Annotated in this window: 19 protein-coding genes; 3 read left to right on the top strand and 16 right to left on the bottom strand. The window is 40.8% G+C overall.

Annotation, left to right across the window (positions count from 1 at the left end; translation table 11 throughout):
- Nucleotides 1–5: 5 nt before the first annotated feature.
- The 13 genes from ruvA to AC1DRQ_RS10515 all read right to left on the bottom strand — a co-directional run bounded on the left by ruvA (nucleotide 6) and on the right by AC1DRQ_RS10515 (nucleotide 14,525).
- A complete protein-coding gene (gene ruvA / locus AC1DRQ_RS10455) occupies nucleotides 6–590 on the bottom strand; it encodes a Holliday junction branch migration protein RuvA (RefSeq protein ID WP_429400150.1) in 585 nt (194 codons plus the stop codon).
- Between the two features lie 120 nt (nucleotides 591–710).
- On the bottom strand, nucleotides 711–3,023 hold the full coding sequence (locus AC1DRQ_RS10460; protein ID WP_477424197.1) for an NADP-dependent malic enzyme: 2,313 nt from the start codon (nucleotides 3,021–3,023) through the stop codon (nucleotides 711–713).
- 500 nt (nucleotides 3,024–3,523) lie between these two features.
- Nucleotides 3,524–4,765, bottom strand: a complete 1,242-nt coding sequence (locus AC1DRQ_RS10465; RefSeq protein WP_477424199.1) for a lytic transglycosylase domain-containing protein — start codon at nucleotides 4,763–4,765, stop codon at nucleotides 3,524–3,526.
- A gap of 66 nt (nucleotides 4,766–4,831) precedes the next feature.
- The gene (gene gatA / locus AC1DRQ_RS10470) at nucleotides 4,832–6,256 is read right to left on the bottom strand and encodes an Asp-tRNA(Asn)/Glu-tRNA(Gln) amidotransferase subunit GatA (RefSeq protein ID WP_477424201.1); all 1,425 of its coding nucleotides are present in this window, start codon (nucleotides 6,254–6,256) and stop codon (nucleotides 4,832–4,834) included.
- Nucleotides 6,257–6,364: 108 nt separating this feature from the next.
- Complete coding sequence (locus AC1DRQ_RS10475) at nucleotides 6,365–6,538, bottom strand: Sec-independent protein translocase subunit TatA/TatB (protein ID WP_429400154.1); 174 nt, start codon at nucleotides 6,536–6,538, stop codon at nucleotides 6,365–6,367.
- 31 nt (nucleotides 6,539–6,569) lie between these two features.
- Entirely contained in the window at nucleotides 6,570–7,052 is a 483-nt protein-coding gene (locus tag AC1DRQ_RS10480) for a Sec-independent protein translocase subunit TatA/TatB (protein WP_429400155.1), read from the bottom strand.
- 59 nt (nucleotides 7,053–7,111) lie between these two features.
- Nucleotides 7,112–8,401, bottom strand: a complete 1,290-nt coding sequence (locus tag AC1DRQ_RS10485; RefSeq protein ID WP_477424204.1) for a murein hydrolase activator EnvC family protein — start codon at nucleotides 8,399–8,401, stop codon at nucleotides 7,112–7,114.
- A gap of 17 nt (nucleotides 8,402–8,418) precedes the next feature.
- Nucleotides 8,419–9,207, bottom strand: coding sequence for a lipoprotein insertase outer membrane protein LolB1 (gene lolB1, locus AC1DRQ_RS10490; RefSeq protein WP_477424206.1), 789 nt, complete (start codon nucleotides 9,205–9,207; stop codon nucleotides 8,419–8,421).
- Nucleotides 9,185–10,945 (bottom strand): tetratricopeptide repeat protein, encoded by a 1,761-nt coding sequence (locus tag AC1DRQ_RS10495; RefSeq protein WP_477424208.1) that lies wholly within the window; start codon nucleotides 10,943–10,945, stop codon nucleotides 9,185–9,187. The genes lolB1 and AC1DRQ_RS10495 overlap by 23 nt, the downstream gene beginning before the upstream one ends.
- 98 nt (nucleotides 10,946–11,043) lie before the next feature.
- Complete coding sequence (dut, locus tag AC1DRQ_RS10500; protein WP_429400159.1) at nucleotides 11,044–11,484, bottom strand: dUTP diphosphatase; 441 nt, start codon at nucleotides 11,482–11,484, stop codon at nucleotides 11,044–11,046.
- Nucleotides 11,481–12,968 carry a lipopolysaccharide biosynthesis protein gene (locus AC1DRQ_RS10505; protein WP_477424209.1) on the bottom strand — a complete coding sequence of 496 codons (1,488 nt, stop codon included), beginning with the start codon at nucleotides 12,966–12,968 and terminating at the stop codon, nucleotides 11,481–11,483. The genes dut and AC1DRQ_RS10505 overlap by 4 nt, the downstream gene beginning before the upstream one ends.
- 39 nt (nucleotides 12,969–13,007) lie before the next feature.
- Complete coding sequence (locus AC1DRQ_RS10510; RefSeq protein WP_429400161.1) at nucleotides 13,008–13,289, bottom strand: acylphosphatase; 282 nt, start codon at nucleotides 13,287–13,289, stop codon at nucleotides 13,008–13,010.
- 69 nt (nucleotides 13,290–13,358) lie between these two features.
- Complete coding sequence (locus AC1DRQ_RS10515; protein WP_477424211.1) at nucleotides 13,359–14,525, bottom strand: amidohydrolase family protein; 1,167 nt, start codon at nucleotides 14,523–14,525, stop codon at nucleotides 13,359–13,361.
- 151 nt (nucleotides 14,526–14,676) lie between these two features.
- Between AC1DRQ_RS10515 and rlmN the strand changes: the two genes are divergently transcribed.
- Nucleotides 14,677–15,744 carry a dual-specificity RNA methyltransferase RlmN gene (rlmN, locus tag AC1DRQ_RS10520; protein WP_429400163.1) on the top strand — a complete coding sequence of 356 codons (1,068 nt, stop codon included), beginning with the start codon at nucleotides 14,677–14,679 and terminating at the stop codon, nucleotides 15,742–15,744.
- Nucleotides 15,745–15,767: 23 nt separating this feature from the next.
- Nucleotides 15,768–16,466, top strand: a complete 699-nt coding sequence (locus AC1DRQ_RS10525; RefSeq protein WP_477424213.1) for a ComF family protein — start codon at nucleotides 15,768–15,770, stop codon at nucleotides 16,464–16,466.
- Nucleotides 16,467–16,586: 120 nt separating this feature from the next.
- Here the strand turns inward: AC1DRQ_RS10525 and AC1DRQ_RS10530 are convergent, their stop codons facing one another.
- From AC1DRQ_RS10530 to AC1DRQ_RS10540, 3 genes are all read right to left on the bottom strand, one after another.
- Nucleotides 16,587–19,712 carry a PAS domain S-box protein gene (locus tag AC1DRQ_RS10530; RefSeq protein ID WP_477424215.1) on the bottom strand — a complete coding sequence of 1,042 codons (3,126 nt, stop codon included), beginning with the start codon at nucleotides 19,710–19,712 and terminating at the stop codon, nucleotides 16,587–16,589.
- 3 nt (nucleotides 19,713–19,715) lie between these two features.
- Nucleotides 19,716–21,002 carry a serine hydroxymethyltransferase gene (gene glyA, locus AC1DRQ_RS10535; RefSeq protein WP_429400166.1) on the bottom strand — a complete coding sequence of 429 codons (1,287 nt, stop codon included), beginning with the start codon at nucleotides 21,000–21,002 and terminating at the stop codon, nucleotides 19,716–19,718.
- 180 nt (nucleotides 21,003–21,182) lie between these two features.
- Nucleotides 21,183–21,932 (bottom strand): segregation and condensation protein A, encoded by a 750-nt coding sequence (locus AC1DRQ_RS10540; protein WP_477424217.1) that lies wholly within the window; start codon nucleotides 21,930–21,932, stop codon nucleotides 21,183–21,185.
- A 206-nt stretch (nucleotides 21,933–22,138) separates the two neighbouring features.
- Between AC1DRQ_RS10540 and dxs the strand changes: the two genes are divergently transcribed.
- Nucleotides 22,139–24,065, top strand: a 1,927-nt coding sequence (gene dxs / locus AC1DRQ_RS10545; RefSeq protein WP_477424219.1) for a 1-deoxy-D-xylulose-5-phosphate synthase, incomplete at its 3' end; no start/stop codon positions are given.

Genomic DNA, 24,065 nt, shown 5'->3' on the forward strand with positions numbered 1-24,065 from the left:
CGTAATTATAGAGTTTTTAAAGCAAACTTTATGAGTTGCTCAACTGTTAATTCTCCATTATTTTTATTCAATTCCTGATCCAATACTTTTTCGGCCGTATTACGCGCAAAACCGAGCATGACAAGTGCCGAAAGCGCTTCGTCCTTAACGGTTTTGCTTATAGGCACAACAGTTAAAGTATCCGGGCCTTCCTTACGCAATTTGTCCTGCAGCTCCAGTATTATACGCTGTGCCGATTTGGGACCAATTCCTTTTATGCGTTGTATTAAAGCAACATTGCCGCTAACAATAGCTGCCTGTATTTCGGCAGGGGTTATTGACGATAACATCATTCGTCCTGTATTGGGCCCTATGCCAGATATGGATACCAGGTGTAAGAACAAGCGGCGCTCACCATCATCGGCAAAACCATATAAAGTAAGCGCATCCTCTTTTACGTGCTGCCAAATAAATAGTTTACAGTTTTCTACTTCGGCCAGCCTGGAATACGTGTTTAACGATATATTTATGTGATAGCCTATGCCTCCGGCGTCTATAACTACATGCGAGGGGCTTTTGAATACAAGCTTGCCACTTATATAATCGTACATATTATTTTAATTTGAAAGTATCAAGTAGTTAGTATCAAGTATCAAGACAGCTGCATCTATTTATAAAATAGGACTTTCAAAAATCTTGATACTTGATACTAACTACTTTATACTATATATTTATTTTCCTTTAAACTTACTAAAAATTCCTGTTGATTTATGGGCATCGGCTTTTGCCTGCGCATCAACAACCGCTATAGTTACCATGTTTACGATCTCCCGAACCGAACTTCCCAGTTGTAATACGTGAACCGGTTTTTTCAGACCTAATAATATAGGCCCTACGGCTTCGGCGCCACCAATTTCCTGCAACAGTTTGTAGGCAATATTTCCCGACTCCAGATTTGGGAATATCAATGTATTGGCGGGTTTTCCGTTCAAGGTTGAAAACGGAAAATTATCAGCCAGCAGATCAGAGTTTAGGGCAAAGTTGGCCTGCATATCACCATCTACTACCATATCGGGGTATTGCTTATGCAGCACCCTTACAGTTTCCCGTGTTTTCTCAGGTATAGGCCCTTCGTTTGAGCCAAAGTTAGAGTAGGAAAGCAATGCTACCCTTGGGGCTATATTAAATTGTTTAACAGAACGCTCAATAAGTACGGTAATATCAACCAATTCCTGCACTGTTGGGTTTTCATTTACGGTAGTATCGCCAAAAAACACAGGTCCCTTTTCTGTGATCATCATATACATACCAGCCACCCGGTTCACACCTTCTTCGGTACCAATAATTTGCAACGCGGGTTTAATAGTAGTTACATAATTTTTGGTTAAGCCTGATATCAGCGCATCGGCCCTGCCAAACTGAACCATGCAGGCACCGTAGTAATTACGGTCTATCAATAGTTTCTTCGCCTCAAATAAAGTGATTCCCCTGCGCTGGCGTTTTTTGTACAAATACTCGGCGTATTCTTCCATGTTTTCGCAACCCTCGCGCGGGTCTATGATCTGTACATCATCCAGATCAAGATCGTTCTCGCGCATGATTTGCTTTATCCTATCTATATTGCCCAGCAAAATAGGCGTGGCTATACCCTCTTCCTTTACAATTTGGGCCGACCTTAAAATTTTATAATTATCAGCCTCGGCAAAAACCACACGTTTAGGGCTTTGTTTGGCTTTATTGGTCAGGTTACGCAACAGCTTATCGTTGGTGCCTAACCTTGATCTTAATTCTTCATGATAAGCCTCCCAATCAGTAATTACCTTACGGGCCACACCAGAGTCAATAGCCGCTTTAGCAACCGCTGCCGATACTTCGGTAATCAGCCTTTGATCCATTGGTTTGGGGATGATATAATCTTTCCCAAATTTCAGATTGGTGATATTATAAGCCAGGTTTACCGCTTCGGGAACAGGCTTTTTGGCCATTTCCGCAATAGCGTGAATGGCGGCTATCTTCATTTCCTCATTAATGGCGGTAGCACGCACATCAAGCGCGCCCCTGAAAATATAAGGGAAACCTAATACGTTGTTTACCTGGTTAGGATAATCAGACCGGCCGGTTGCCATAATGATATCCTCACGGGCTTTTATGGCCAGATCATAGGTGATCTCTGGCTCGGGATTGGCCATGGCAAATACCACAGGCTTTTTAGCCATCGACTTCAGCATATCAGGCGTAACCACATTACCAGCCGAAAGACCAAMAAAAACATCCGCGTTTTTCATCGCGTCGGCCAATGTTTTTATATCGGTACGGGTGGTGGCAAATTCCATCCTGATGTCGTCAAGGTCGGTGCGCTCAGGGGTTATTAAGCCATTAATGTCAAACATCACCAGGTTCTCCTGCTTAACCCCCAATGACAGGTACATTTTTGAGCATGATACCGCGGCGGCACCTGCGCCATTAACTACCATTTTTATTTTATCCAGCTTTTTGCCCTGTATTTCGCAGGCATTCATTAAAGCAGCTCCCGATATGATAGCTGTTCCGTGCTGGTCATCGTGCATTACCGGGATATTCATTTCGGCTTTAAGCCTGCGTTCGATCTCGAAACAGGTTGGAGCCGATATATCCTCCAGATTTACGCCGCCAAAAGTAGGTTCAAGTGCCTTTACAATAGCTACAAATTCGTCAACGCTTTTAGCATTTACTTCCAGGTCAAAAACATCAATGTCAGCGTAAATTTTAAACAGCAGGCCTTTTCCTTCCATCACCGGTTTACTGGCCTCGGGGCCAATATTACCTAAGCCTAATACGGCTGTACCATTACTAATAACAGCCACCAGGTTACCTTTAGCTGTATATTTATACACATCCTCCACATTATCGGCAATGCGCAGGCATGGCTCGGCAACACCCGGCGAATACGCCATGGTTAGGTCACGTTGCGAATTGGTTGGTTTGGTAGGTACTACCTGTATTTTTCCGGGGCGGCCTTGTGAGTGGTAGTTTAAGGCGTCCTGTTTACGGTTGTTCTTGTTCATCTTATAATAAAAATCAAGCACCCAAAATTACAATTCTTTTTAAGGTAAGCCGCATAAAAAAACCCTGCCTTGAAACAAATCAAAACCGGGTTCTTCATTCAGGATATTATCCTTTATTTATCTTCCATTTCATACTGTTCAGCATATCGTCTGTATACTCTTGAAAGTGGTGCGGTGAAAACGCCGACCATGGGCTAAGGGTTAAATTAATAATGAATTTTGAACACCGAGGTTTTAACTTCATCATTGAGTATTCAACATTGGGCATTCGATATTATTTCTTGTTTTAGGCCTGCCCGTAAGCGTTCATATCTACACCCGTGAACGTTCATGAACACCAATGAACAACTGATAATCAAGTGTTTAAATTTTTAATCGTACTGACAAAATACTGTCACCATCTATATCTCTGTTCTGGCGCAAGTGGGTATAAAAAAGCCCGGATTTGAAACAAATCAAAACCGGGCTCTTCATATTCAGGTTATTAACCCTTTTAATATTTACAAAGCCTTCTTCGCTCTTTGGCTAACAGATGCGGTTGATACTTCTTCGCCCGAAGTTACTTTAATGGTTTGTCCAACCGGAGCCTTATTGCTTTTCAGATGGTTCCAAACTTTCAGATCCTGTACCTCAACACCATATTTATCGGCAATGGCAGCCAGCGTTTCACCCCTTCTAACTTTATGGTGAGTTGGYATCCTGCGCTCAGGTTTACTTTCGGTGTATGAGGCATAAGTTACCTTTGGTTCCGGCGACACAGCTTCGTTTGTACCACCATTTAATACATTATACAAGGATGCATAATTCTCTTTGGCGGTTTGCGGTAAAATCAGCCTGCGTGGTGCGGCAGCTGTACCATTCACTATTAATCTTCGGTAGGCCGGGTTCAGTATAGCCAGCTCACTAATGTTTATTTTTAAGGCCTGTGATATATTGCTTAACGTAACATGTTTTTTTACCATGACGGTGTCGGTCTTGGTAGAAAAATTACAGGCTTGTGCAACAATGTTATGCTTGTTATAATAACTCATTACATAGTTCATGGCAATAAAGGCCGGTACGTACCCCCTGGTTTCGGAAGGTAAATATTGGCGTATGCTCCAAAAATCATTGGCTCCGGCTTTCGCAACGGCACGTTCTACATTACTTTTGCCGCAATTGTAGGATGCTATGGCCAGCAGCCAATCGCCAAATTCCTGGTAAGCATCTTTTAAATAGGCAGCAGCAGCATAGCTGGCCTGTATGGGATCACGGCGCTCATCAATATAACTATCAATATTTAACCCATACAATTTACCTGTAGTATACATAAACTGCCATAGTCCGGTTGCACCAACTCTTGATACCGCATTGGGATCAAGCTTCGATTCAACTATCGACAGATATTTTATCTCTTCGGGGATACCGGCATCACGGAAAGCTTTTTCGTAAATAGGGAAATAGTACTTGGAAAGTCCTACTACTTGTCCCATCTCGTCGCGGTTATGCATGTACAGGTCAATATAGCTCTGTACATATTCGTTATAATCAAGCGGGATATCTTTGTGGATAGAATCTAAGCGGCGTTCATAAATACCTCTTTGCATACCAGCCAATGGCGCGGGCGTATTAATAACCGGAAGCACGATGGTATCGCGGTAATTAATTAGCCTGTGAAAATTTGAGTTTGCAGAAGAAAAAGGGTTAGCATGAACAATTTGCAGTAATAAAAGGCAGATGGTAAGCGTAAATAATCTCTTCATTCTTTAGGGATTTAATTAACTAAAGATGCTGCCAGCATCCGTTATTTTACTAAAATATCATTTTTTTTACAGCTCAAGGAAGTATTTTGAAAAATTCAACAGTTCCTGTTCGTTAAAATGCTTAGTAAGTAATTGTAATCCTAACGGTAAACCTTTGCTATTATTGCCGGCAGGCAGTGAAATAGCAGGCACTCCGGTTAGTGATGCTTGTACGGTAAAGATATCAGAAAGATACATTACAATCGGATCTTTTTCCTGGGTACCTAAGGCAAATGCCGGTTCGGGCGCGGTTGGTATCAGTATAAAATCATATTCATTCAGTATCTGATCAGTTTTTTCCCTTATCAGCCTGCGTACTTTTTGGGCTTTGGCATAATAAGCATCATAATAGCCGGCGCTAAGTACAAATGTGCCCAGCATAATGCGGCGTTTTACCTCCCTGCCAAAACCCTCGGAACGCGAGCGTTTATAGGTTGACTGCAAATCCTCAGCCGATGGGCTGCGGTAACCATAATGTACCCCATCAAACCGGGCCAGGTTTGATGATGCCTCAGCCATGGCCAAAATATAATAGGCCGGCACCAGGTAATCCAGTTGATCAAACGCAATGGGCTTTACGGTATGCCCGTCGGCACGCAGCTTATCAATATATTTTACCAGTGTATCTTTTATTTCTACATCAACACCCGGGCTTGAAAGGGCTTCCTGTAAATAAGCGATCTTTTTTTTGCCGGGCTTTTCTATATGGCTTGAAAATGTCGGTACTTCTTTTTGAGCCAGAGTGCTGTCATACTCATCAGGACCGGCCATTACTTCCAACAACAGGGCGGCATCCTCAACCGACCGTGTAATTGGACCAACCTGGTCAAATGATGATGCAAAAGCAATAATACCATGCCTTGAAATACGGCCATAAGTAGGCTTTAGCCCTATTACCCCACAAAATGAGGCAGGTTGCCTTACTGAGCCGCCTGTATCTGTACCAATAGCGGCATGGCACATACCGGCTTGCACAGCAACGGCCGAGCCACCCGAAGAACCACCCGAAACCCTTGTTTCGTCGGCATAATTTTTTACCGGACCATAAAATGAGGTTTCGTTGGCACCGCCCATGGCAAACTCATCGCAATTACAACGGCCAATAATAACCACATCCTGGGCCAGCAGGCGTTCAACAATGGTTGAAGAATAAATTGAAGTGAAATCTTTTAATATTTTTGATGAGGCACTTATCTTATGCCCTTTATAGCAGATATTATCTTTTATGGCGATAACCATACCGGCCAGTTTACCGGCGGTACCATTTTTTATGCGGTTGTCAACATTTTTTGCGTTGATCAGTGCTTCCTGTTCAAATACCTCATTAAAAGCATTTAAATGAGCATTTTTTTTAATTTGATCAAGGTAACCTTTTACCAGTCCTTCTACTGTAATTTCCGCACGTTGCAACCCGCTCCTTATTTCACTTAAAGAGGAATAAAATTTAGCCATGGGGCTAAAATAAAAAACTTATCTGTTGAAATACGAAATAATTCAACAGATAAGTATATATACTCAGAAAAGCAGTAAACAAAATTGAACCAAGTAATACTTAAAGTATTAAACTTTAGGCTTTTCTTCGGTTGTTGTATTGTTTTCTCCGCTTTGCGCGTCTTTAAATTCTTTAACGCCTTTTCCTAAACCTCTCATTAGTTCGGGTATTTTTTTACCGCCAAACAATAAAAGTATTGCAATGATGATCAGAATAATTTCTGGTGCGCCTAATCCACCCATGATTTTTAAGTTTTATGTTATGTAAATATTATTATGATTTGTATTCTTCTTGTTCTTTTTTAACCGGTTCTGTAGTTTTTTTGGTCAGATCGATATGCGTTTCAGCTGCCGGTTCACTTTCATTACTTGCGTAAGGATCTGATACCGGAATTGTATTTGGAACCTTATTTTGTGCATAAGGAGTGGTATATTCAGGCGTCCCTTCTTCGGTAAGCGTAGTTTCATGCTCAACCGTACCTTCTTCAATAACCGGTGTTTCATGTTCAACTGTATTTTCAATCAGCGGAGTTTCTTTTACCTGGGTTTCGGTCTTTTTGTCCTCGTAATTATTGATCTGGTTGTTGATCTCACGCTTAACATCCTCAGATGCATCTTTAAAATCACGAATGCCTTTACCTAAACCACGAGCAAGATCGGGCAGCTTTTCGCCGCCGAAAAGCATTAATGCTGCAAAAAGTATCAGTACCATCTCCCCTGTACCAATATTTAAAAATAAAAAAACTGAACTTAACATAGCATTTTTTTTAAGGTTACAAATATATACAATTATAATTTCATAAAGTTCATAACTAATTAGTTAGGTGCCAACCATATTTTAGGGTTCACTGCCGATACCCCTTTGTATATTTCAAAGTGAGCCGCAGTTTCGCCGGTTGAAGGATCAGTTGCAACCGTACCTAATGACTGTTTTGTACTAACTTTTTGCCCCCTTGCCACACTAACCGACCGTAAATTGGCGTATACCGTAAAATATTCCCCATGCCTGATCATGACCAGGTAGGTACCGCTTACATCAACCACTTTAATCACATCGCCATCAAATACAGCCCTAACTGCACTACCCTGATTGGTTCTGATATCAACACCGGTACTTTCACTTCTAATACCCTCGGGAGTAGTGTAAACACCAAATCCCTGGGTTATACCTCCGTTAGCAACCGGCCATGGCAAACGACCGCGGTTACCCAAAAAGTCGTTTGATAGTTTAGCTGCTTCGGGGGTAGCATTCAGTATACTTGAGGTACTGCGTACTGCCGGCTTAGCTGCCACGGGTGGCGGCGTCTTATTTTCGGCTTTAGCCTTTGCCGCCGCTATCCTTGCTGCTTCCCTCGCTTCTTCTTCGGCCTTGCGCCTTGCTTCTTCAATTTCCCTGCGAATGGCTGCACCTATCTCCCTGTTTGTTTTAGCAATTTTTGCCTGCACATCGCGCTGCTGCTGTTTTAGCTGGCCCTGGTGCTGCGACAAATCGCTCACTACTTTTACCTGGTTATTTTTCTCTTTACCCAGGGTTTCCTTTTCTTTTTGCTGATCAGCCAGCAAAGTGCTTTTTTCCTGCTTGCTTCTATCAAGCTCATTTATTTTTACATGCAGTTCCTTTTGTGTTCCCTGTATGTAACCGGCTTGCCGCTCGCGGTAAGTACCAAACTGCTGTAAATATTTTAAACGTTTATAGGCCTGGTTAAAATCTTTCGAAGCAAAAATAAACATCAACTTATTATAAGCGCTTTTATTGCGGTAAGCAAAAAGCACCATGGCTGCATATTCTTTTTTTAGCTGGTCAAGCTGTGTTTGTAAACTATGTACGGTATTATTGCTCTCAGAGATCTGGTTATCTAAATTTCTTACTTCAGAATTAATAATATTTATTTTTTCTTCCCTCAGGTTTATCTGGGCTTTTAACAAACTTAATTGTTTTAAAGTAGCTCTTTTATTATTGGCAGTTTCCTGGTAATCTCTGTTTAGCTGCTCCAGCTCGTCTGATAGCCGGTCACGTCTCCGTTTTAATTCGGCACTGCTTTGTGCATGTACATCAACCGTTATAAATACTGCTATTATAAATAATACTACTTTTAAAAATTTCATCAAACAAAAATAATTAATTAKTTGGCCGCCTCGTAACTGGCAGGGATACTAAACGGATATTCCTGCTGTACATCATAGTCGGCTTTTGTATAATGCAAATTAACCTGTATTTTTTTATCTTTTACTACTGATGCTATATCTATTTCTGATGGCATAATCCTATTTGTTGCCTGTATAAAGGTATTGTTAACTACCTGTAACGACTGCCCCTCATTTTGATTGGATAAATTTGTTTGTGTAACCTTTAAATCGGCTCCCACAATCAGTTTATACAACAGGTCCTGAAGGCTGCCGCTTAGCGTCGTATTCCCGTCTGCATTAACAACATCTGCTTTCTCATTCAATAACTCGGGTATCGCGTTACCTATCAATAATGATTCGAGCGTTTTATAATTAACCTGGTTGCTGGCATACTTATATACATAGCTAAATGGTTTTCTTAAATATACACCCTGCAGGCGGTTAATAAGTAAAATACTATCAGGTGTAATAAGTGCACGTGCTGCTTCAACGCCCAAAATAGCGGTAATGGAAACCCATATCTTTTTATCCCGTTGAATGCGTATGTTTAAGGTAACATCATTGCTGTTGCCATTAATATCAAGCTTGGTTTTGGCTCTGCCGGCAAATGTATTGAAGTTTACCTGTTTTGCCTTTATAGCATCCAGCTTACTGCTCACATTATCAAGCGGTTTTGCAGCCGAATCGGCCTTGCGGCTTACTATCACCTGTTTACGTGCTTTACAACTTATCATTGTCAGCAGGCAGCAAACAATGAGCAGCTTATTCAATATATTTTTTTTCATTTATTTTACGCTCTAATACCGGCGACTGATTACCGTGGTCTTTGGCTTTTTTCCAATTTTGTACAGCATCATCCGTGTTACCCAGGTAAAACAGAATATCGCCATAATGTTCATATTTGGCCGAACTATTGTCCTTATCGTGTGCCAATGCCTTCTCCATCCATACCTTTGCCTCGGTATATTTTTTTTGCTTAAATAATACCCAGGCATAAGTATCCTCGAACGATGCCGTGTTAGGTTGCAGTTCATTAGAACGGGCCGACATTTGCGCAGCCTTATCTAAAGCCTCATTCCTTAACGATAAATAATAGGCATAATTGTTTAACGTAAACGCATTATCCGGATTATAGCTTAATGCCTTATCATAAGCTTCATCTGAGCTTTTATTATCCTTAAGGTCATGGTAACAATCCCCCATTAATGAAAAGCTTAACGAAAGTAAATCCTTATCCTGAATTTCTAATGAAGTTGCATTTTTAACATAGGTCAAAGCTTTTTTAAAATCTTTTTTTTGCGCCCATGCTACGCCAACCATATAATTCATCCAGCCCTGATTAGGGAACAATGAAAGGGCATTTTCGCCATCCTTAATGGTGGCGTCCATATCGTTATCACTTAGTTCTATACGCACCAATTGTTCATGTACCGCATATACCTGCTCATTAAGTTCAATTGATTTTTTGTATGCCTGCCTTGCTTCTTTATTCTTTGCATTCTGCAACAGCATATCGCCGTAAATGGCATAGGCTTTGGCGTCAGCGGGGTGGGTAACTGTTAATATGCGGCTAAGCTCAAGTGCGCTGGCTTTGGCATTTGGTTCAGGAAATTTGGGAAAGTAACCCGCAATAATCCTTATTTTTTGATCTATGCTGATATCCGGATTTGAGAATGCCAGTATAAGTTGGTTAAAGCTGGCATCTTTGTCTTTTTTATCTCTGTAAATATCGGCAAGGGCCAGGTGTACCATGCCACTATTGCTATTCAGTTTTTCGGCTTGCTGTAAAACCTTCAAGGCTTTGTCATTTAAACCGTTCGAATTATAAATTTCGGAAAGTAATAAATAGTAGCGTATCTGATCCGGGTTATCGGCTATAGCTTTTTCAAGCTCGGCAGCAGCCTGGTCAATTTTGCCCTGTTTCAGATAAATTTTTTGCCGGCTGGCCAAAATATCATCGCTTGGCCCGGTAAGTTGCTCCAACTGATTGTACACTTTAAGGGCATCGTCATATCTTTTTAAAAGAAGGTAAGCATTAGCCTTATCAAAATAATAGTCAGGTTTATCAGGGTTGATCCTGATCAGTTGATTAAATACGTTTTCAAGTTTATTGATGCTGTTACTTTTTTCATAACTATCGGCAAGCGCTACCCAATACCATTCGTTATCAGGACTAATTGATACGGCTTTCTCCAGCAGTGGTTGGGCACCTTCGTAATTATTTTGCCGTTTTCTAAGATTGGCCAGCTCATACAGCGAAGCATCATTTGCAGGATCTGTTTGCAATATACGCTCAAACATTTCAGTAGCCAGCTTTGTATTATCGATGGTTTTTTCGTGCAGTGCCGAGAAGAAAAGCTGCCTAACCATTGTGCTGTCAAGCGCATTCATGGACTTGGATGCCGGTTTTTGGGCACTGGCTTTCAGAGTTAAGAGACAAGAAACAAGAAACAAGACCGCCATCAAATAATGGATACTTGTTTTATTATTCTGTTTGCCATATCTTAATTCCTGATCCTTCATGTTCTTATCCGGCCTCAACCATTTCCTCTTTATTCCTATTGTCTTTTGTCCTTGCTCCTGTATCCTGGCTCTTATCTATTGATTCTACCCTCCTGATTCTATTTCGAACCAACTCCGGTATGGCCAAATCCGCCTTCGCCCCGGTTAGTTTCATTTAGTATCTGCACATCATCCCAGATCACTTTTTCGTGCCGGGCAATCACCATCTGGGCAATGCGGTCGCCTGTATTGATCTCAAACACATCAGCCGAAAAATTGATGAGCAACACCTTGATCTCTCCGCGATAATCGGCATCAATAGTTCCCGGCGAGTTAACAATACCTATACCATGTTTAAACGCCAAACCACTGCGCGGGCGTATCTGGGCTTCAAAACCTTCGGGCAGTTCAATATGCAAACCAGTAGGGATCAATTTACGCTCCATTGGCTTAAGCAATATGGTTTCATCTGTATTGGCCCGCAGATCCATACCGGCGGCATGTGCCGTTTCATAAGCAGGTAAACTATTTTTTGATCGGTTAATTATCCTGATGGTCATCGTTTACTAAATATAATTTTTAATTCTTTGCGCTCAAAATAAAATGCGGTAAATGCAAATAACAGCAAAAGACCGTTACCTGCAAATATGTTTCGTTTAAATACCGTAAATGATACAAACACCAACACTATTGATGCAATGATATAAGCGAGGTTCTTTTTAAGATTATAAGGAATGGGGTAGTTTTTTTGTCCCCATAAATAGGATAATACCATCATGGTTGCATAAGCAGCCAATGATATCCATGCCGAAGCCATATAACTGTATTTGGGTATAAATATAAAGTTTAGTATTAAAGTAAGCACCGCGCCAATACCAGAAATATACAGCCCATACCGGGTTTGATCAGACAGGCGGTACCATACCGATAAATTCATATATATGCCTAAACTAACATAACCAAATACCAATGGTGGTACAACGCCCAACCCTACCCAATAATTATGATTATTTACAAAATATTTAAGCAGTTCAATATTGGCTATCAATGCTACAAATATGATGCAAACCGCTATGACAAAATAATCCATAATACGGGCATAGGTTTGCTTGGCATTTTTATTTTTTGAGTGATTAAAGAAGAACGGCTCGGCCCCTAACCTGAAAGCCTGAACGAATATGCTGAGGAACAGCGAAATTTTAGCACAGCCCGAATATATACCTACCGCATTCGCGCTCTCTTTGGCAGGCAACAGTTTACCCAGCAGCAGTTTATCAACGTTTTCGTTAAGTGCATAGGATATGTTGGCTATCATTATTGGCCAACTGTACAACAGCATATCTTTTAATAATACCCAGTTAAATTTGAACCTGAATTTGAGCAGTTCGGGTAATATAAATAGTAACGTTGCGGCACTTGAAATAAAGTTTGACATGAACACATAACCCACCCAACCTGGCCTGAACCACGATCTGATAAAATCGGCACCGGCAAAGTTATGTTTGATCATAAACGGCAGTACATAAATAAAAACCAGGTTACTGCCTACAAAAATAACCACGTTAATAAACTTGATAATACCATAACGGGCCGGGCGCCCATCGGCACGTATTTTAGCAAATGGAATTGCGCTGATAGCATCGAGCACTAAAACCGCAATAAAGTATTTTACATACAATACATAATCTGCGTGGGTGTTGCTGGTACCAATACTAATAGAGGTTGCTACGTTATTAATTAGCGGGAAAACAATAAGTAAAAAAACTACCGATAAAGTTAAAACGGTAGCAAAAGCATTGTCATAAACAGCCTGCTTTTGATCGTCTCTTTTATTAACGTACCTGAAAAAAGTGGTTTCCATACCAAATGCCAGCAGGGGGTTAAGCAGCGACACCCAGCTAAACATCGTAGTGAATATACCATATACCTTTGGTTGATAGGCACTTGTATAAATTGGCGTTAAAATAAAACTAAGTACTTTTGATACAATAGTACTTAAACCATATATGGCAGTTTGACCTGCAAATTTTTTAGCGGTAGACAATGTTGATGTATAGGGTAATTAAAATAATAAGCTGTTAAATTACAGGCTCTTTTTTACGACCTCAAAATTACGATAGTTTTTTAATTCGCCCTCATGGGTTTCAACAGAACTTACTTCGGCATCTTGCGGGCCCTCGTTACACCAATCCATAAACATTTCAAGTGTGGTATTATCAGCTTCTGCCGCTATAAAAACATCGCCGTTGGGCTCATTTTTAACAAAACCCCGCACGCCCAACTGGTCGGCCACCGCCTTGGTCGCTTTACGGTAAAAAACGCCCTGAACTTTACCCTTTACAGTGATATCGAGATGTTTGATCATTTTTTAATTTGAAAATTTGGTGATTTGAAAATTTTGATTTATCGCCCGCATGCCCGGTTACTTTTCAAATTATGCCAATCTTTTAACCTTGCTTTCAGGGGTTATCTTTAATCCGTCTAAACCTGTAATGAGGTTAAGGCCTGGGACTTTGCCCGGTTCAAGTGTACCCTTTTCGTCGTCGATACCTAAAAATTTGGCACCATTTACAGTACCCCATTCAATTAGTTTTTCTGTACTGATTGCCGGGAACTTTTTTTGAATGGTGCGCATTTCGCTCAATATACACAGGCTGCTGTTTGATGCCAGGCTATCGGTACCCAGCGTAATATTAAAGCCCTGATCAATGAAGAGCTGTATTTTAGGAAGACGGTTTTCGATATATAAATTAGCATTAGGGCAAAAGCACCAGTTTATTTTACGGTCAAAACGTTTTATAAAGTAAATGTCTTTTAAATTGGTACAGGTATTATGCACCAGCAAAACCTGTTGTTTATTGGTTAGTAGTGGAATAATGGATTGTAAGGAGTTGCGGGCCTGTGGCTTAAAGTGACCGATATCAATACCAAAATGCTCATATAGCCCAATAAAGCCGCCTAACTTATAACGGTAAAACTTGTTTTCGTCCTCGCACTCCTGATTATGGATACTGATCAGATTTTGACCTGAATCGCTATGTTTCCTGATCAACTTAAATAATTCTTTTGACACCGAATAAGGTGCATGAGGTGTAATAGAACAGGATTGCGGTTTAAATTCATTCAGCAATTCCATGGCCTTATTGAAAGTTTCCTCTGCATTTTGAGGTAAAAATCCAAAGGTTTCAACAAAAGTATGATAATATAACTTGCTGGCTGCCTTAACCGGGATACTCAAATTACTGTTTGAAATATCGCCAACTGCCACAATACCATTCGTGTACATTTCGGCATCGGCTTTTTGAATAGCATCCAGTACTTGTTTATCATCGGCTTTTCTGAAACCCTGTACGTCTTTTACAAAATTCACCAATCCGTTGCCGGGTTGTATCTTATCTTTAAGATGTGACAATTCAATATGGCAATGTGTATTTACAAATCCTGGGCAAATAATGCCACTTAACTGCTCAACAGGACCATTGGGAGGATTGTTATGATCTGTAACGGAGATGATCTTGCCGCGGTCATCAATAGTAACTATTCCATTCTTAACAGGATCGGCAAAAACAGGAAAAACGTAATCAGCTTTAAAACTTTTCATTCAATATGTTAACTTAGTATCTGTCTCACAACGTTTTTCATATTACTTCCTAAAAACAATTACAATTAACTTTTAGCTATTGTTTTTTTATCCTTAAAAAGAATGACTTTAAAACAAGACGATTTTTTTTAAATTTAAGTACTTTTGCACTGTGAATAATGCAAAAGATAAAATAGATATCCGCAGCCTTAGTCTGGAAGCCTTGCAGGAGCATTTTATCCGGATGGAGGAAAAAAGTTTCAGGGCTAAACAAGTTTATGAGTGGCTTTGGAAAAAATCGTGCTTCTCTTTCAACGAAATGAGCAATATTTCAAAAGAACTGCGCACTAAACTTGATGAAAACTTTGTTATTAACAACGTTAAAATTAATTCATCACAGGTTAGTGCTGATAAAACTATAAAAAATTCTTTTATTTTACACGATACTCACTTAATTGAGGGTGTTTTAATTCCAACACCGGGCCGTATGACGGCCTGCGTATCATCACAAGTGGGGTGCAGTCTTACCTGTAAGTTTTGCGCAACAGGATATATGGAGCGTAAAAGAAACCTTAATCCCGATGAAATTTATGACCAGGTAGTTTTGATTGACAGGCAGGCCCGTGAAAACTATGGCATACCTTTATCAAACATTGTATATATGGGCATGGGCGAACCTTTGCTTAACTATGCCAATATGATGAAATCTGTTGAGCGCATCACTGCCGAAGACGGCTTGAACATGTCGCCTAAAAGAATTACCGTATCAACAGCGGGCATAGCCAAAATGATAAAAAAACTGGGTGATGACCAGGTGAAATTTAACCTTGCCCTATCATTACACGCAGCTAACGACGAAAAGCGGAACACCATAATGCCTATTAACGAGCAAAACTCATTAAAGGCGCTGGCCGAGGCTTTAAAATATTATTACGCCAAAACCAAAAATCCGGTAACTTACGAGTATATTATTTTTGATGGTGTTAATGATAGCATTCAGGATGCTATGGAGCTGGCAAAATTTTGCAAGCACCTGCCCTGCAAGGTAAATATCATTGAATATAACCCTATTGCCTTTGCCAGTTACATTAATGCCGGCGAAGACAAGGTTGAAGCGTTTGCTGATTATCTTCAAAAACAAGGCATTAACACCCATTTACGACGAAGCCGTGGTAAAGACATTGATGCCGCCTGCGGGCAACTGGCTATTAAAGAAAAAGCAAAGGTTGCCGAAGTTTAAAAAATCTGCATTAAATTCATAGCATGAAAATGCTGCGCGGCTATCTGGCCGATTTTGTTTCACTACTGTTTCCTGAACTTTGCCCCGCATGTGAGGTCAGTCTTGTGGCCAATGAGCATATCATTTGTTCAGACTGCCGTTACAATTTACCTTATACTAACTTTCATTTACAGGCCGATAATATTGTTGCCAAGCAATTTTATGGCAAAATAAATGTAGAGGCTGTATACGCCCTGTACTATTTTAACAAAGGCGGAAAGGTACAGAGCCTGATGCACCATTTTAAATATAAGGGAATGCAACAGATAGGTAATTTACTGGGCAATATGGCTGGCACACAGTTAATGGAAAATCACATTTTTAATACCGCAGACCTGATCATACCAGTACCCCTGCACAAAAGCCGGCTAAAAGAGCGTGGTTACAACCAAAGCACCTGCTTTGCCAATGGCCTGGCGCAAAAATTAAACGCTGTAGTTGAAGATGATAACCTGCAACGTGCTATAGCTACAGCAACACAAACCCACAAGTCGCGTTTTGCAAGGTTTGAGAACATGCAGGAAGTTTTTATGATTAAACACCCCGAAAGGTTAATGAACAAACACGTTTTACTGGTTGATGATATTGTAACAACCGGCTCAACACTTGAAGCCTGCGGAATTGAGCTGCTAAAAATACCAGGGCTTAAGTTGAGTATTGCTACTATTGCCTATGCGCAGTAAGGGAAGAAAATTCTAAATTCTAATAAAAACTAATTCCTAAATCCGAAACGTCGAAGACCTCTTGAACACCATTAAAAACAAACAATGGTGAAAAATCGAACATCCGAAATCCCAAATATCTTATTGGTGTTGGTACCTGCTTAGTTTATCGTACAGCGACTTAGGGTCAAACGGCTTCAATATATAATCGTTCATACCGGCATTACCTATTTCGCCTATTTGGTTACCGAGCATTGATGCGGTTAAAGCAATAATGGGCAATTGTTGAAAGTACGATTCGGATTTTGAACGTATGATCTGGGTAGCTTCGAGCCCTCCCATTTCGGGCATGTGGATATCCATTAATACTACATTATAATTACGGTTGTTTTCTATTTTGTTAATAGCCTCAATACCGTTTTCAGCAAAATCAGCATCAGCGCCCCATTTTTTCAGGATCTTGTTAATTAATAACCGGTTTATCTGATTATCATCAACTACTAAAATATTTATCTTCAGTCCTGCTTCCACATTATTGTTATTACTGCTTAAATAATTATCTGTTTTATTGAAAGTTATCGTGAACCAAAAAGTAGATCCCTGATCTATAACGCTATCCACATTTATCCGGGAGTCATGCAACTCAATTAGCCGTTTACTAATGGCCAACCCTAAACCAGTCCCTCCATATTTACGTGTTGTATCAATTTCGGCCTGCTTAAACTGTTCAAATATGGTACTCAATTTATTGCTGGCTATACCAATTCCGGTGTCTGTAACAGAAAAACGGATACGTACATCCTTTTCCGTTTGCTGAATAACTTTGAGGTCAATTTTGATCCCGCCTTTTTCCGTAAATTTAACCGCATTACTTACCAGGTTCAGTAGTATCTGGCACAACCTGGTACGGTCGCCTATTACCATTGGTGGTACGGCATCATCAATACTTTCGCTAAGGTAAATATTTTTTTCATCGGCTTTATACCGCATCGAATTGGTAATACTTTGAATAAGCTCGCGCATGTCAACGTTTACTTTTTCCAGTTCAATATTCCCGGTTTCTATCTTAGTAAAATCCAATACATCATTGATCAGTGTCATTAAATTTTCTGCCGAAAACTTAAGGATACCCAGGTTTTCTTTTTGCGAATCCATTGGATTATCCTCGAGCAATAAATGCGACATACCAATAACCGCATTAAGCGGGGTACGTATTTCATGGCTCATAACCGATATAAACATATCCTTGGCCCGGCTTAACTGCAATGCCTCTTCCTTAGCGAGTATCAGTTCAATTTCGGCCTTCTTTTTGGCCGTTATATCAATAATTACTTCAATATATTTATCAACATTGCCATGGCTGTCAATAATTACCGAATTAATGACCGATATCCACAAAGGCTGTCCATCTCTGCGGTAAATAAGCAGATCAACCTCAAACGACTGTTTATTTTTAGAAAGCTCGCGCGCTTTTTGGATACTGGCAACGTCAGTAAGTTCGCCTTTAAGTACATCACCCAGATGGTTATGGCGCACATCTTCTATGGTATATCCGGTTATTTGTTCAAATGCTTTATTTACCCACTCAACCTTACCATTATTATCATTAATTACAACTCCGCTGGTTGTACTGCTGGCCACTAAAGAGAGCTTGGTAAGCTCTTCCTGGCTCTTTTTGCGTTCGGTTATATCAACCATAACACCAATTTGCCGGTCAACCTTGCCCGTTTCATTAAACAGGGGACTATTTGACAAAAATACCCAGCGTGGGGTACCGTCTTTTTTATAGATCTTTATTTCAATTTCATACGGCTTATTTTGTTTAACCGCTTGTACAGCGCTTTCAAACACCACAAGGTCAGTATCTTCACCAATAAGCGTTGTGCCCACAACCTTCCCTTCCAGCTCAGCAAACGAGTAGCCGATAATATGTTCAAGCGCCTCGTTCATCCATAATACCCGGCCCCGATAATCGCGTATAAAAATGCCACTTGGCGATTTCCTGGCCGCGAAGGATAAAATTTCAAGGTCCTGCTCAATTTTTTTACGCGAAGTGATATCGATAATTACCCTTATAAATTTATCAATCTCCCCTGCTTTATTCCGGATAACCGAGTTGATAACGGTTATCCATATCGGGGTACCATCCTTTCGGTTTATCAAAAGCTCAACTTCGTATGATTCTTTCTTTTTTATAGATGTTTCTAATCTTTCAATAGCCGCTTTATCAACCGGCCTACCCTTTAGCGTGGCCGCAATGTGCTTATTTTCAACATCGGCAAAGCTGTAGCCTGTAATATTTTCAAATGCTTCGTTTGTCCACACTACTTCGTCGGCAACGTTGCTTATTACTACGCCATTGCTAACTTTGCTGGCTACTAATGATAACTGTTTAAGCTCTTTTACAACCTGTTTCTGATAGCTTACATCCCTGCCACTGGCAAACCATTTATCGTCTTTAAATTTCGCCACCCAGCTTAACCATTTAACAGCATGATCGGGTGTGAAAATGGGCGTTTCAAATTCAAATTTATCCTCGCCGTTTAAACCATTCTGCAGTTGGCTCAGAAACATATCCCTTTCCTTCTCCCTGAAGAAATCCCATATCGGTTTTCCGGTCACCTCATCCGCGTTATAACCTAAAATCGGTTTTACAGACTGGTTGATCCGTTCAATTTTAAAATTGCGGTCTAAAATACAATGAATATCGGGTGAGCTGTCAAAAAGTTCACGGAACTCCTTGTGAAGCGCCAGGCTTTCTTCCAGATCATGTTTTTGCTTGCGCAGTATAAAGTGCGACATTACCTCATCGGCCAATATCCGTAAGGCATCCCGCTGCTCGGGGCTCAGGTGGTGGGGTACGGTATCAATAACACAGAGCGACCCTAAATGATGCCCGTCGGGATCAATTAATGGCGCACCGGCATAAAAACGTACATTTTGAGTAGTAACAAAAATGTTATCCTTAAAAGTATCATCCTGCAGGGTGTCCTCTATTTCCAGGATATCATCATGGAGGATGGTGTGATTGCAAAAAGCGCCGGCACGTGGAATTTCATCCATGCCGGCGCCAAATTTCGATTTAAGCCACTGCCTGTCAGCATCAATTAAAGTGATGAAGGCACCGGGTACATTACATATATAAGATGTGAGACGTGTAATAGCATCATACTCCTTTTCGGGCAATGTATCTAATACATGATATGACCTCAGGGCTGCTAAACGCTCTTTTTCTGTATTTAAATGTTCCTCCTGCCTGATAGCCATTTATTAATCCGAGCCGTTCTCTCTGTACAAAGGGTAGTCGTACATCAGCTTGTGAACCTTTTTACGTATTTTTTTCAAAGAAAGTTCATTTTCAGGATCGGTAATTACAGCATCTATCAATTCAACAATGTGATCCATTTGTTTCTCTTTCATACCGCGGGTAGTAATAGCTGCAGTACCTACACGTATACCCGAAGTTACAAATGGCGATTTATCATCATAAGGTACCATGTTCTTGTTCACAGTGATATCGGCTGTTACCAAAGCATTCTCAGCAGCTTTACCGGTAATATTTTTATTACGCAGATCAATCAGCATTAAATGATTATCGGTACCTCCTGATATGATCTCATAACCGCGCTTAACAAAAGCTTCGGCCATGGCATTGGCATTCTTTTTAACTTGCAGTACGTACTTCATATAGCTTTCGCTTAATGCTTCGCCAAAAGCTATGGCTTTAGCAGCTATGATATGCTCAAGCGGGCCGCCCTGTGTACCGGGGAAAACAGCCATATCCAGTAATGACGACATCATCCTGATTTCGCCCTTAGGTGTTTTTATACCATAAGGATTCGGAAAATCCTTGCCTAATAAAATAAGGCCGCCACGTGGTCCGCGTAATGTTTTGTGTGTAGTAGTAGTAACAATATGGCAATGCGGCAGCGGATCAGTTAATAACCCTCTTGCAATAAGCCCGGCCGGGTGCGCAATATCGGCCAGTACCAAAGCGCCTACCTTATCAGCTACTTTGCGTATAAATTCGTAATCCCAATCGCGCGAGTAAGCCGAAGCTCCGCAAATGATCAGTTTTGGTTTTTCCTGAAGTGCAACCTTTTCCAGTTGTTTATAATCAACCAAACCGGTTTCTTTAACCACGCCATAAAAGTGAGGCTCATATAATTTACCTGAAAAGTTAACCGGCGAACCATGTGTTAAGTGGCCACCATGTGACAGATCAAATCCTAATATTTTATCGCCGGGTTGCAAACAAGCCAGCATAACCGCGGCATTAGCCTGCGCACCTGAATGCGGTTGTACGTTGGCCCACTCTGCATTGAATAATTGCTTAGCCCTATCAATAGCAATGGTCTCAATTTCGTCAACTACCTGGCAACCGCCATAATAACGTTTACCCGGTAAACCTTCGGCATATTTATTGGTAGCAACAGATCCTGCCGCTTCCATAACCTGACGGCTTACAAAATTCTCAGACGCTATCAGCTCAATGCCTTCTTCCTGGCGTTGCTGCTCTTCATCCAGTAGCTTAAAAATTAATTTGTCTCTTTTCATTATATATTATTAAAACGGCCCTAAGTTAGTAAAAAGCCTAAAGCTAAAGGCTAAAAGCTTAAAGCTTTTTTGTATTAAGCCTTGAACCTTTGCCCATTACATCAGAAGCATAAAGCTAAATGCCTAATGCTAAAAGCTCTCTTTCGGACTATCAAGCTTTTAGCCTTTAGCTTTCCGCTTTTAGCTAATCCCCCTGGCCGATATCCAGAAGTTATTATATCCCAGCCCTATTTGTATATCTATCAGTTCCTGCTGCAGCATTTCTAAAACGGCTAAAAAGTTGTATACAAAATGCACTTTGTTTTCTGACTGCCCGGCAATGGCTTTAAAATCAAGCATTTTATTGATCTTCAACAGATCATCAATAGCCTTTTTTTGTTTTTCGATAGTGTAAGGGTATTGCACTACTGTATGGTGAACCTCTTCGCTGCGGTTCAGGTAATTTTTCATTACCCGCTCATGAACCATCATTAATTTATACAAACTTATTTCCGATAGTTCTTCGCCCGGTAGTGTTACTTTTTCAACCTGTTCCAGATCATGTTTAATATTACCACGTTTTTCCTGCTTAAACCGCTCATCTTCAAAAGGTCGCAGTTCATCACATAGCTCTTTGAATTTCTTATACTCTATCAGTTTTCTGATCAGGTTCTCTTTGGTATCGGCTTCGTCGCCTGCCTCATCTGCTTCATACCGGGGCAGCAACATTTTGGCCTTTATACGCATTAGGGTAGCCGCTACAAAAATAAACTCACTGGCCAGCTCCATGTTAAGACTGGTCATTTGATGTATGTAGTTTAAAAAATCGTCGGTAATACGGGCTATGGGTATATCATGAATATCCAGTTCGTCCCTTTCAATAAAAAAAAGCAGCAGATCAAACGGACCTTCAAACTGGGGTAATCTTATGGCAAAGCTGTCGTCGGTCATAAATATAAGCCCAAAAATAAGGTTTTTTAGTATCAAGTAGTTAGTATCGAGTATCAAGATGTTTTAAAAAACTTGCAAAATATTACCGTCTTGATACTCGATACTAACTACCTGATACTACAATTCGAAACAATAAATACATTTATATGGCCTGTTTTTATAAATAAATAACTTACTTTGTAAGTCAAATATTCTTACAAATGTCAATGCAGGTACCAGCCGGAGATTTGTTGCAAAAAATAAATTATCCATCTGATTTAAAGCAACTTAATGAAAATGAGCTTGAACGGGTTTGCCAGGAGTTGCGCCAGTATATTATTGATGTAGTATCGGTAAACKGCGGCCACTTTGCCGCCAGTCTTGGTGTTGTTGAACTAACAGTTGCCCTGCAATATGTTTTAAATACCCCATACGATCAATTGGTTTGGGATGTTGGCCACCAGGCTTACGGGCATAAAATACTGACCGGCCGTCGCGAAGCTTTTCATACTAACCGCCTATATAAAGGTATTAGCGGTTTTCCTAAACGGTCAGAAAGTGAATACGATACTTTTGGCGTAGGGCACTCCTCTACCTCTATATCTGTAGCTTTAGGCATGGCCGTGGCTTCACATTATAAAGGCGAGACCGACAGGCAGCACGTGGCCGTTATTGGCGATGGGGCCATGACAGCAGGTATGGCATTTGAAGCCCTTAACCATGCCGGTATTGAAAGTTCAAACCTGCTGGTGATCCTGAACGATAACAACATGTCAATTGACCCAAACGTGGGTGCTTTAAAAGAATACCTTACTGATATTGCCACCTCGAAGCCTTATAACCGCTTTAGGGATGATATAGCCCATGTGCTGGCAAAGCTATCGGCCATAGGGCCTGATGCCTTTAAAATAGCACAGAAGATTGAAAAAAGCATAAAAGGAACGCTGCTTAAACGGAGCAACTTTTTTGAAGCTTTAAAATTCAGATACTTTGGCCCCATTGACGGGCACGATGTAAATCACCTGGTAAAAGTGCTAAAAGACCTGCGCGATATACCCGGGCCAAAATTATTGCATTGTGTTACGGTTAAAGGCAAAGGGTACGCCTTAGCCGAAAAAGACCAGACCAAATGGCATGCGCCAGGCTTATTTGACAAGATAACCGGCGAGATCAAAAAAACAAAATACGAGAAACCACAGCCTCCTAAATATCAGGATGTATTTGGTCTTAGCATTATTGAACTGGCCGAGCAAAACCCTAAAATTATGGGTATTACCCCGGCCATGCCTTCCGGATGCTCCCTAAACCTGATGATGAAAGCTATGCCAACACGTGCTTTTGACGTTGGAATAGCCGAGCAACATGCGGTTACTTTTTCGGCAGGATTGGCTACCCAGGGTTTAATACCTTTTTGCAACATATATTCAAGCTTTATGCAAAGGGCGTATGACCAGGTGATACATGATGTGGCCATACAAAAACTAAATGTTATATTTTGTTTGGACAGAGCTGGCGTGGTTGGTGCCGACGGACCAACACACCACGGTGCCTATGACCTGGCCTTTATGCGCTGCATACCTAATATGACGGTATCGGCACCTATGAATGAGGAAGAACTGCGTAACCTGATGTTTACTGCACAACAGGATAACATGGGCCCCTTTGTGATCAGGTACCCCCGCGGTAGTGGAGTGATGGTTGACTGGCAGCGTCCGTTTAAGGCAATATCTGTTGGTAAAGGCCGTAAAATATGCGATGGCGATGATGTAGCCATTTTATCAATAGGGGCCATAGGTAACGAAGTGGTAAAAGCTACCGCCGATTTGAATGCTGAAGGTTATTACCCTGCACATTATGATATGCGTTTTGTAAAACCGCTTGATGAAGCCTTATTACACGATGTATTTCAGAAGTTTGATAAGGTAATTACTGTGGAGGATGGTTGCCTTGAAGGAGGAATGGGAAGTGCCATAATTGAGTTTATGGCAGATAATGGTTATCATAAAACTCAGGTAAAACGCCTTGGAATACCTGATAAGATCATAGAACACGGCGAACAGCCCGAACTTTGGGCCGAATGCGGTTATGATGCCAAAAGCATTGTTGAGCAAGTTAAAAACTTAGGTGCGAAACGTAATACGCACACTATAGCAT

This window comes from Mucilaginibacter sp. P4_E8 (assembly GCF_056401495.1).

Excerpts from the sequence above, each read along its gene's own strand:
- ruvA (WP_429400150.1), bottom strand. The coding sequence starts at position 590 with ATGTACGATTATATAAGTGGCAAGCTTGTATTCAAAAGCCCCTCGCAT.
- gatA (WP_477424201.1), bottom strand. The coding sequence starts at position 6,256 with ATGGCTAAATTTTATTCCTCTTTAAGTGAAATAAGGAGCGGGTTGCAA.
- AC1DRQ_RS10475 (WP_429400154.1), bottom strand. The coding sequence starts at position 6,538 with ATGGGTGGATTAGGCGCACCAGAAATTATTCTGATCATCATTGCAATA.
- AC1DRQ_RS10480 (WP_429400155.1), bottom strand. The coding sequence starts at position 7,052 with ATGTTAAGTTCAGTTTTTTTATTTTTAAATATTGGTACAGGGGAGATG.
- AC1DRQ_RS10485 (WP_477424204.1), bottom strand. The coding sequence starts at position 8,401 with ATGAAATTTTTAAAAGTAGTATTATTTATAATAGCAGTATTTATAACG.
- AC1DRQ_RS10495 (WP_477424208.1), bottom strand. The coding sequence starts at position 10,945 with ATGAAGGATCAGGAATTAAGATATGGCAAACAGAATAATAAAACAAGT.
- dut (WP_429400159.1), bottom strand. The coding sequence starts at position 11,484 with ATGACCATCAGGATAATTAACCGATCAAAAAATAGTTTACCTGCTTAT.
- AC1DRQ_RS10510 (WP_429400161.1), bottom strand. The coding sequence starts at position 13,289 with ATGATCAAACATCTCGATATCACTGTAAAGGGTAAAGTTCAGGGCGTT.
- AC1DRQ_RS10515 (WP_477424211.1), bottom strand. The coding sequence starts at position 14,525 with ATGAAAAGTTTTAAAGCTGATTACGTTTTTCCTGTTTTTGCCGATCCT.
- AC1DRQ_RS10525 (WP_477424213.1), top strand. The coding sequence starts at position 15,768 with ATGAAAATGCTGCGCGGCTATCTGGCCGATTTTGTTTCACTACTGTTT.
- AC1DRQ_RS10530 (WP_477424215.1), bottom strand. The coding sequence starts at position 19,712 with ATGGCTATCAGGCAGGAGGAACATTTAAATACAGAAAAAGAGCGTTTA.
- glyA (WP_429400166.1), bottom strand. The coding sequence starts at position 21,002 with ATGAAAAGAGACAAATTAATTTTTAAGCTACTGGATGAAGAGCAGCAA.
- AC1DRQ_RS10540 (WP_477424217.1), bottom strand. The coding sequence starts at position 21,932 with ATGACCGACGACAGCTTTGCCATAAGATTACCCCAGTTTGAAGGTCCG.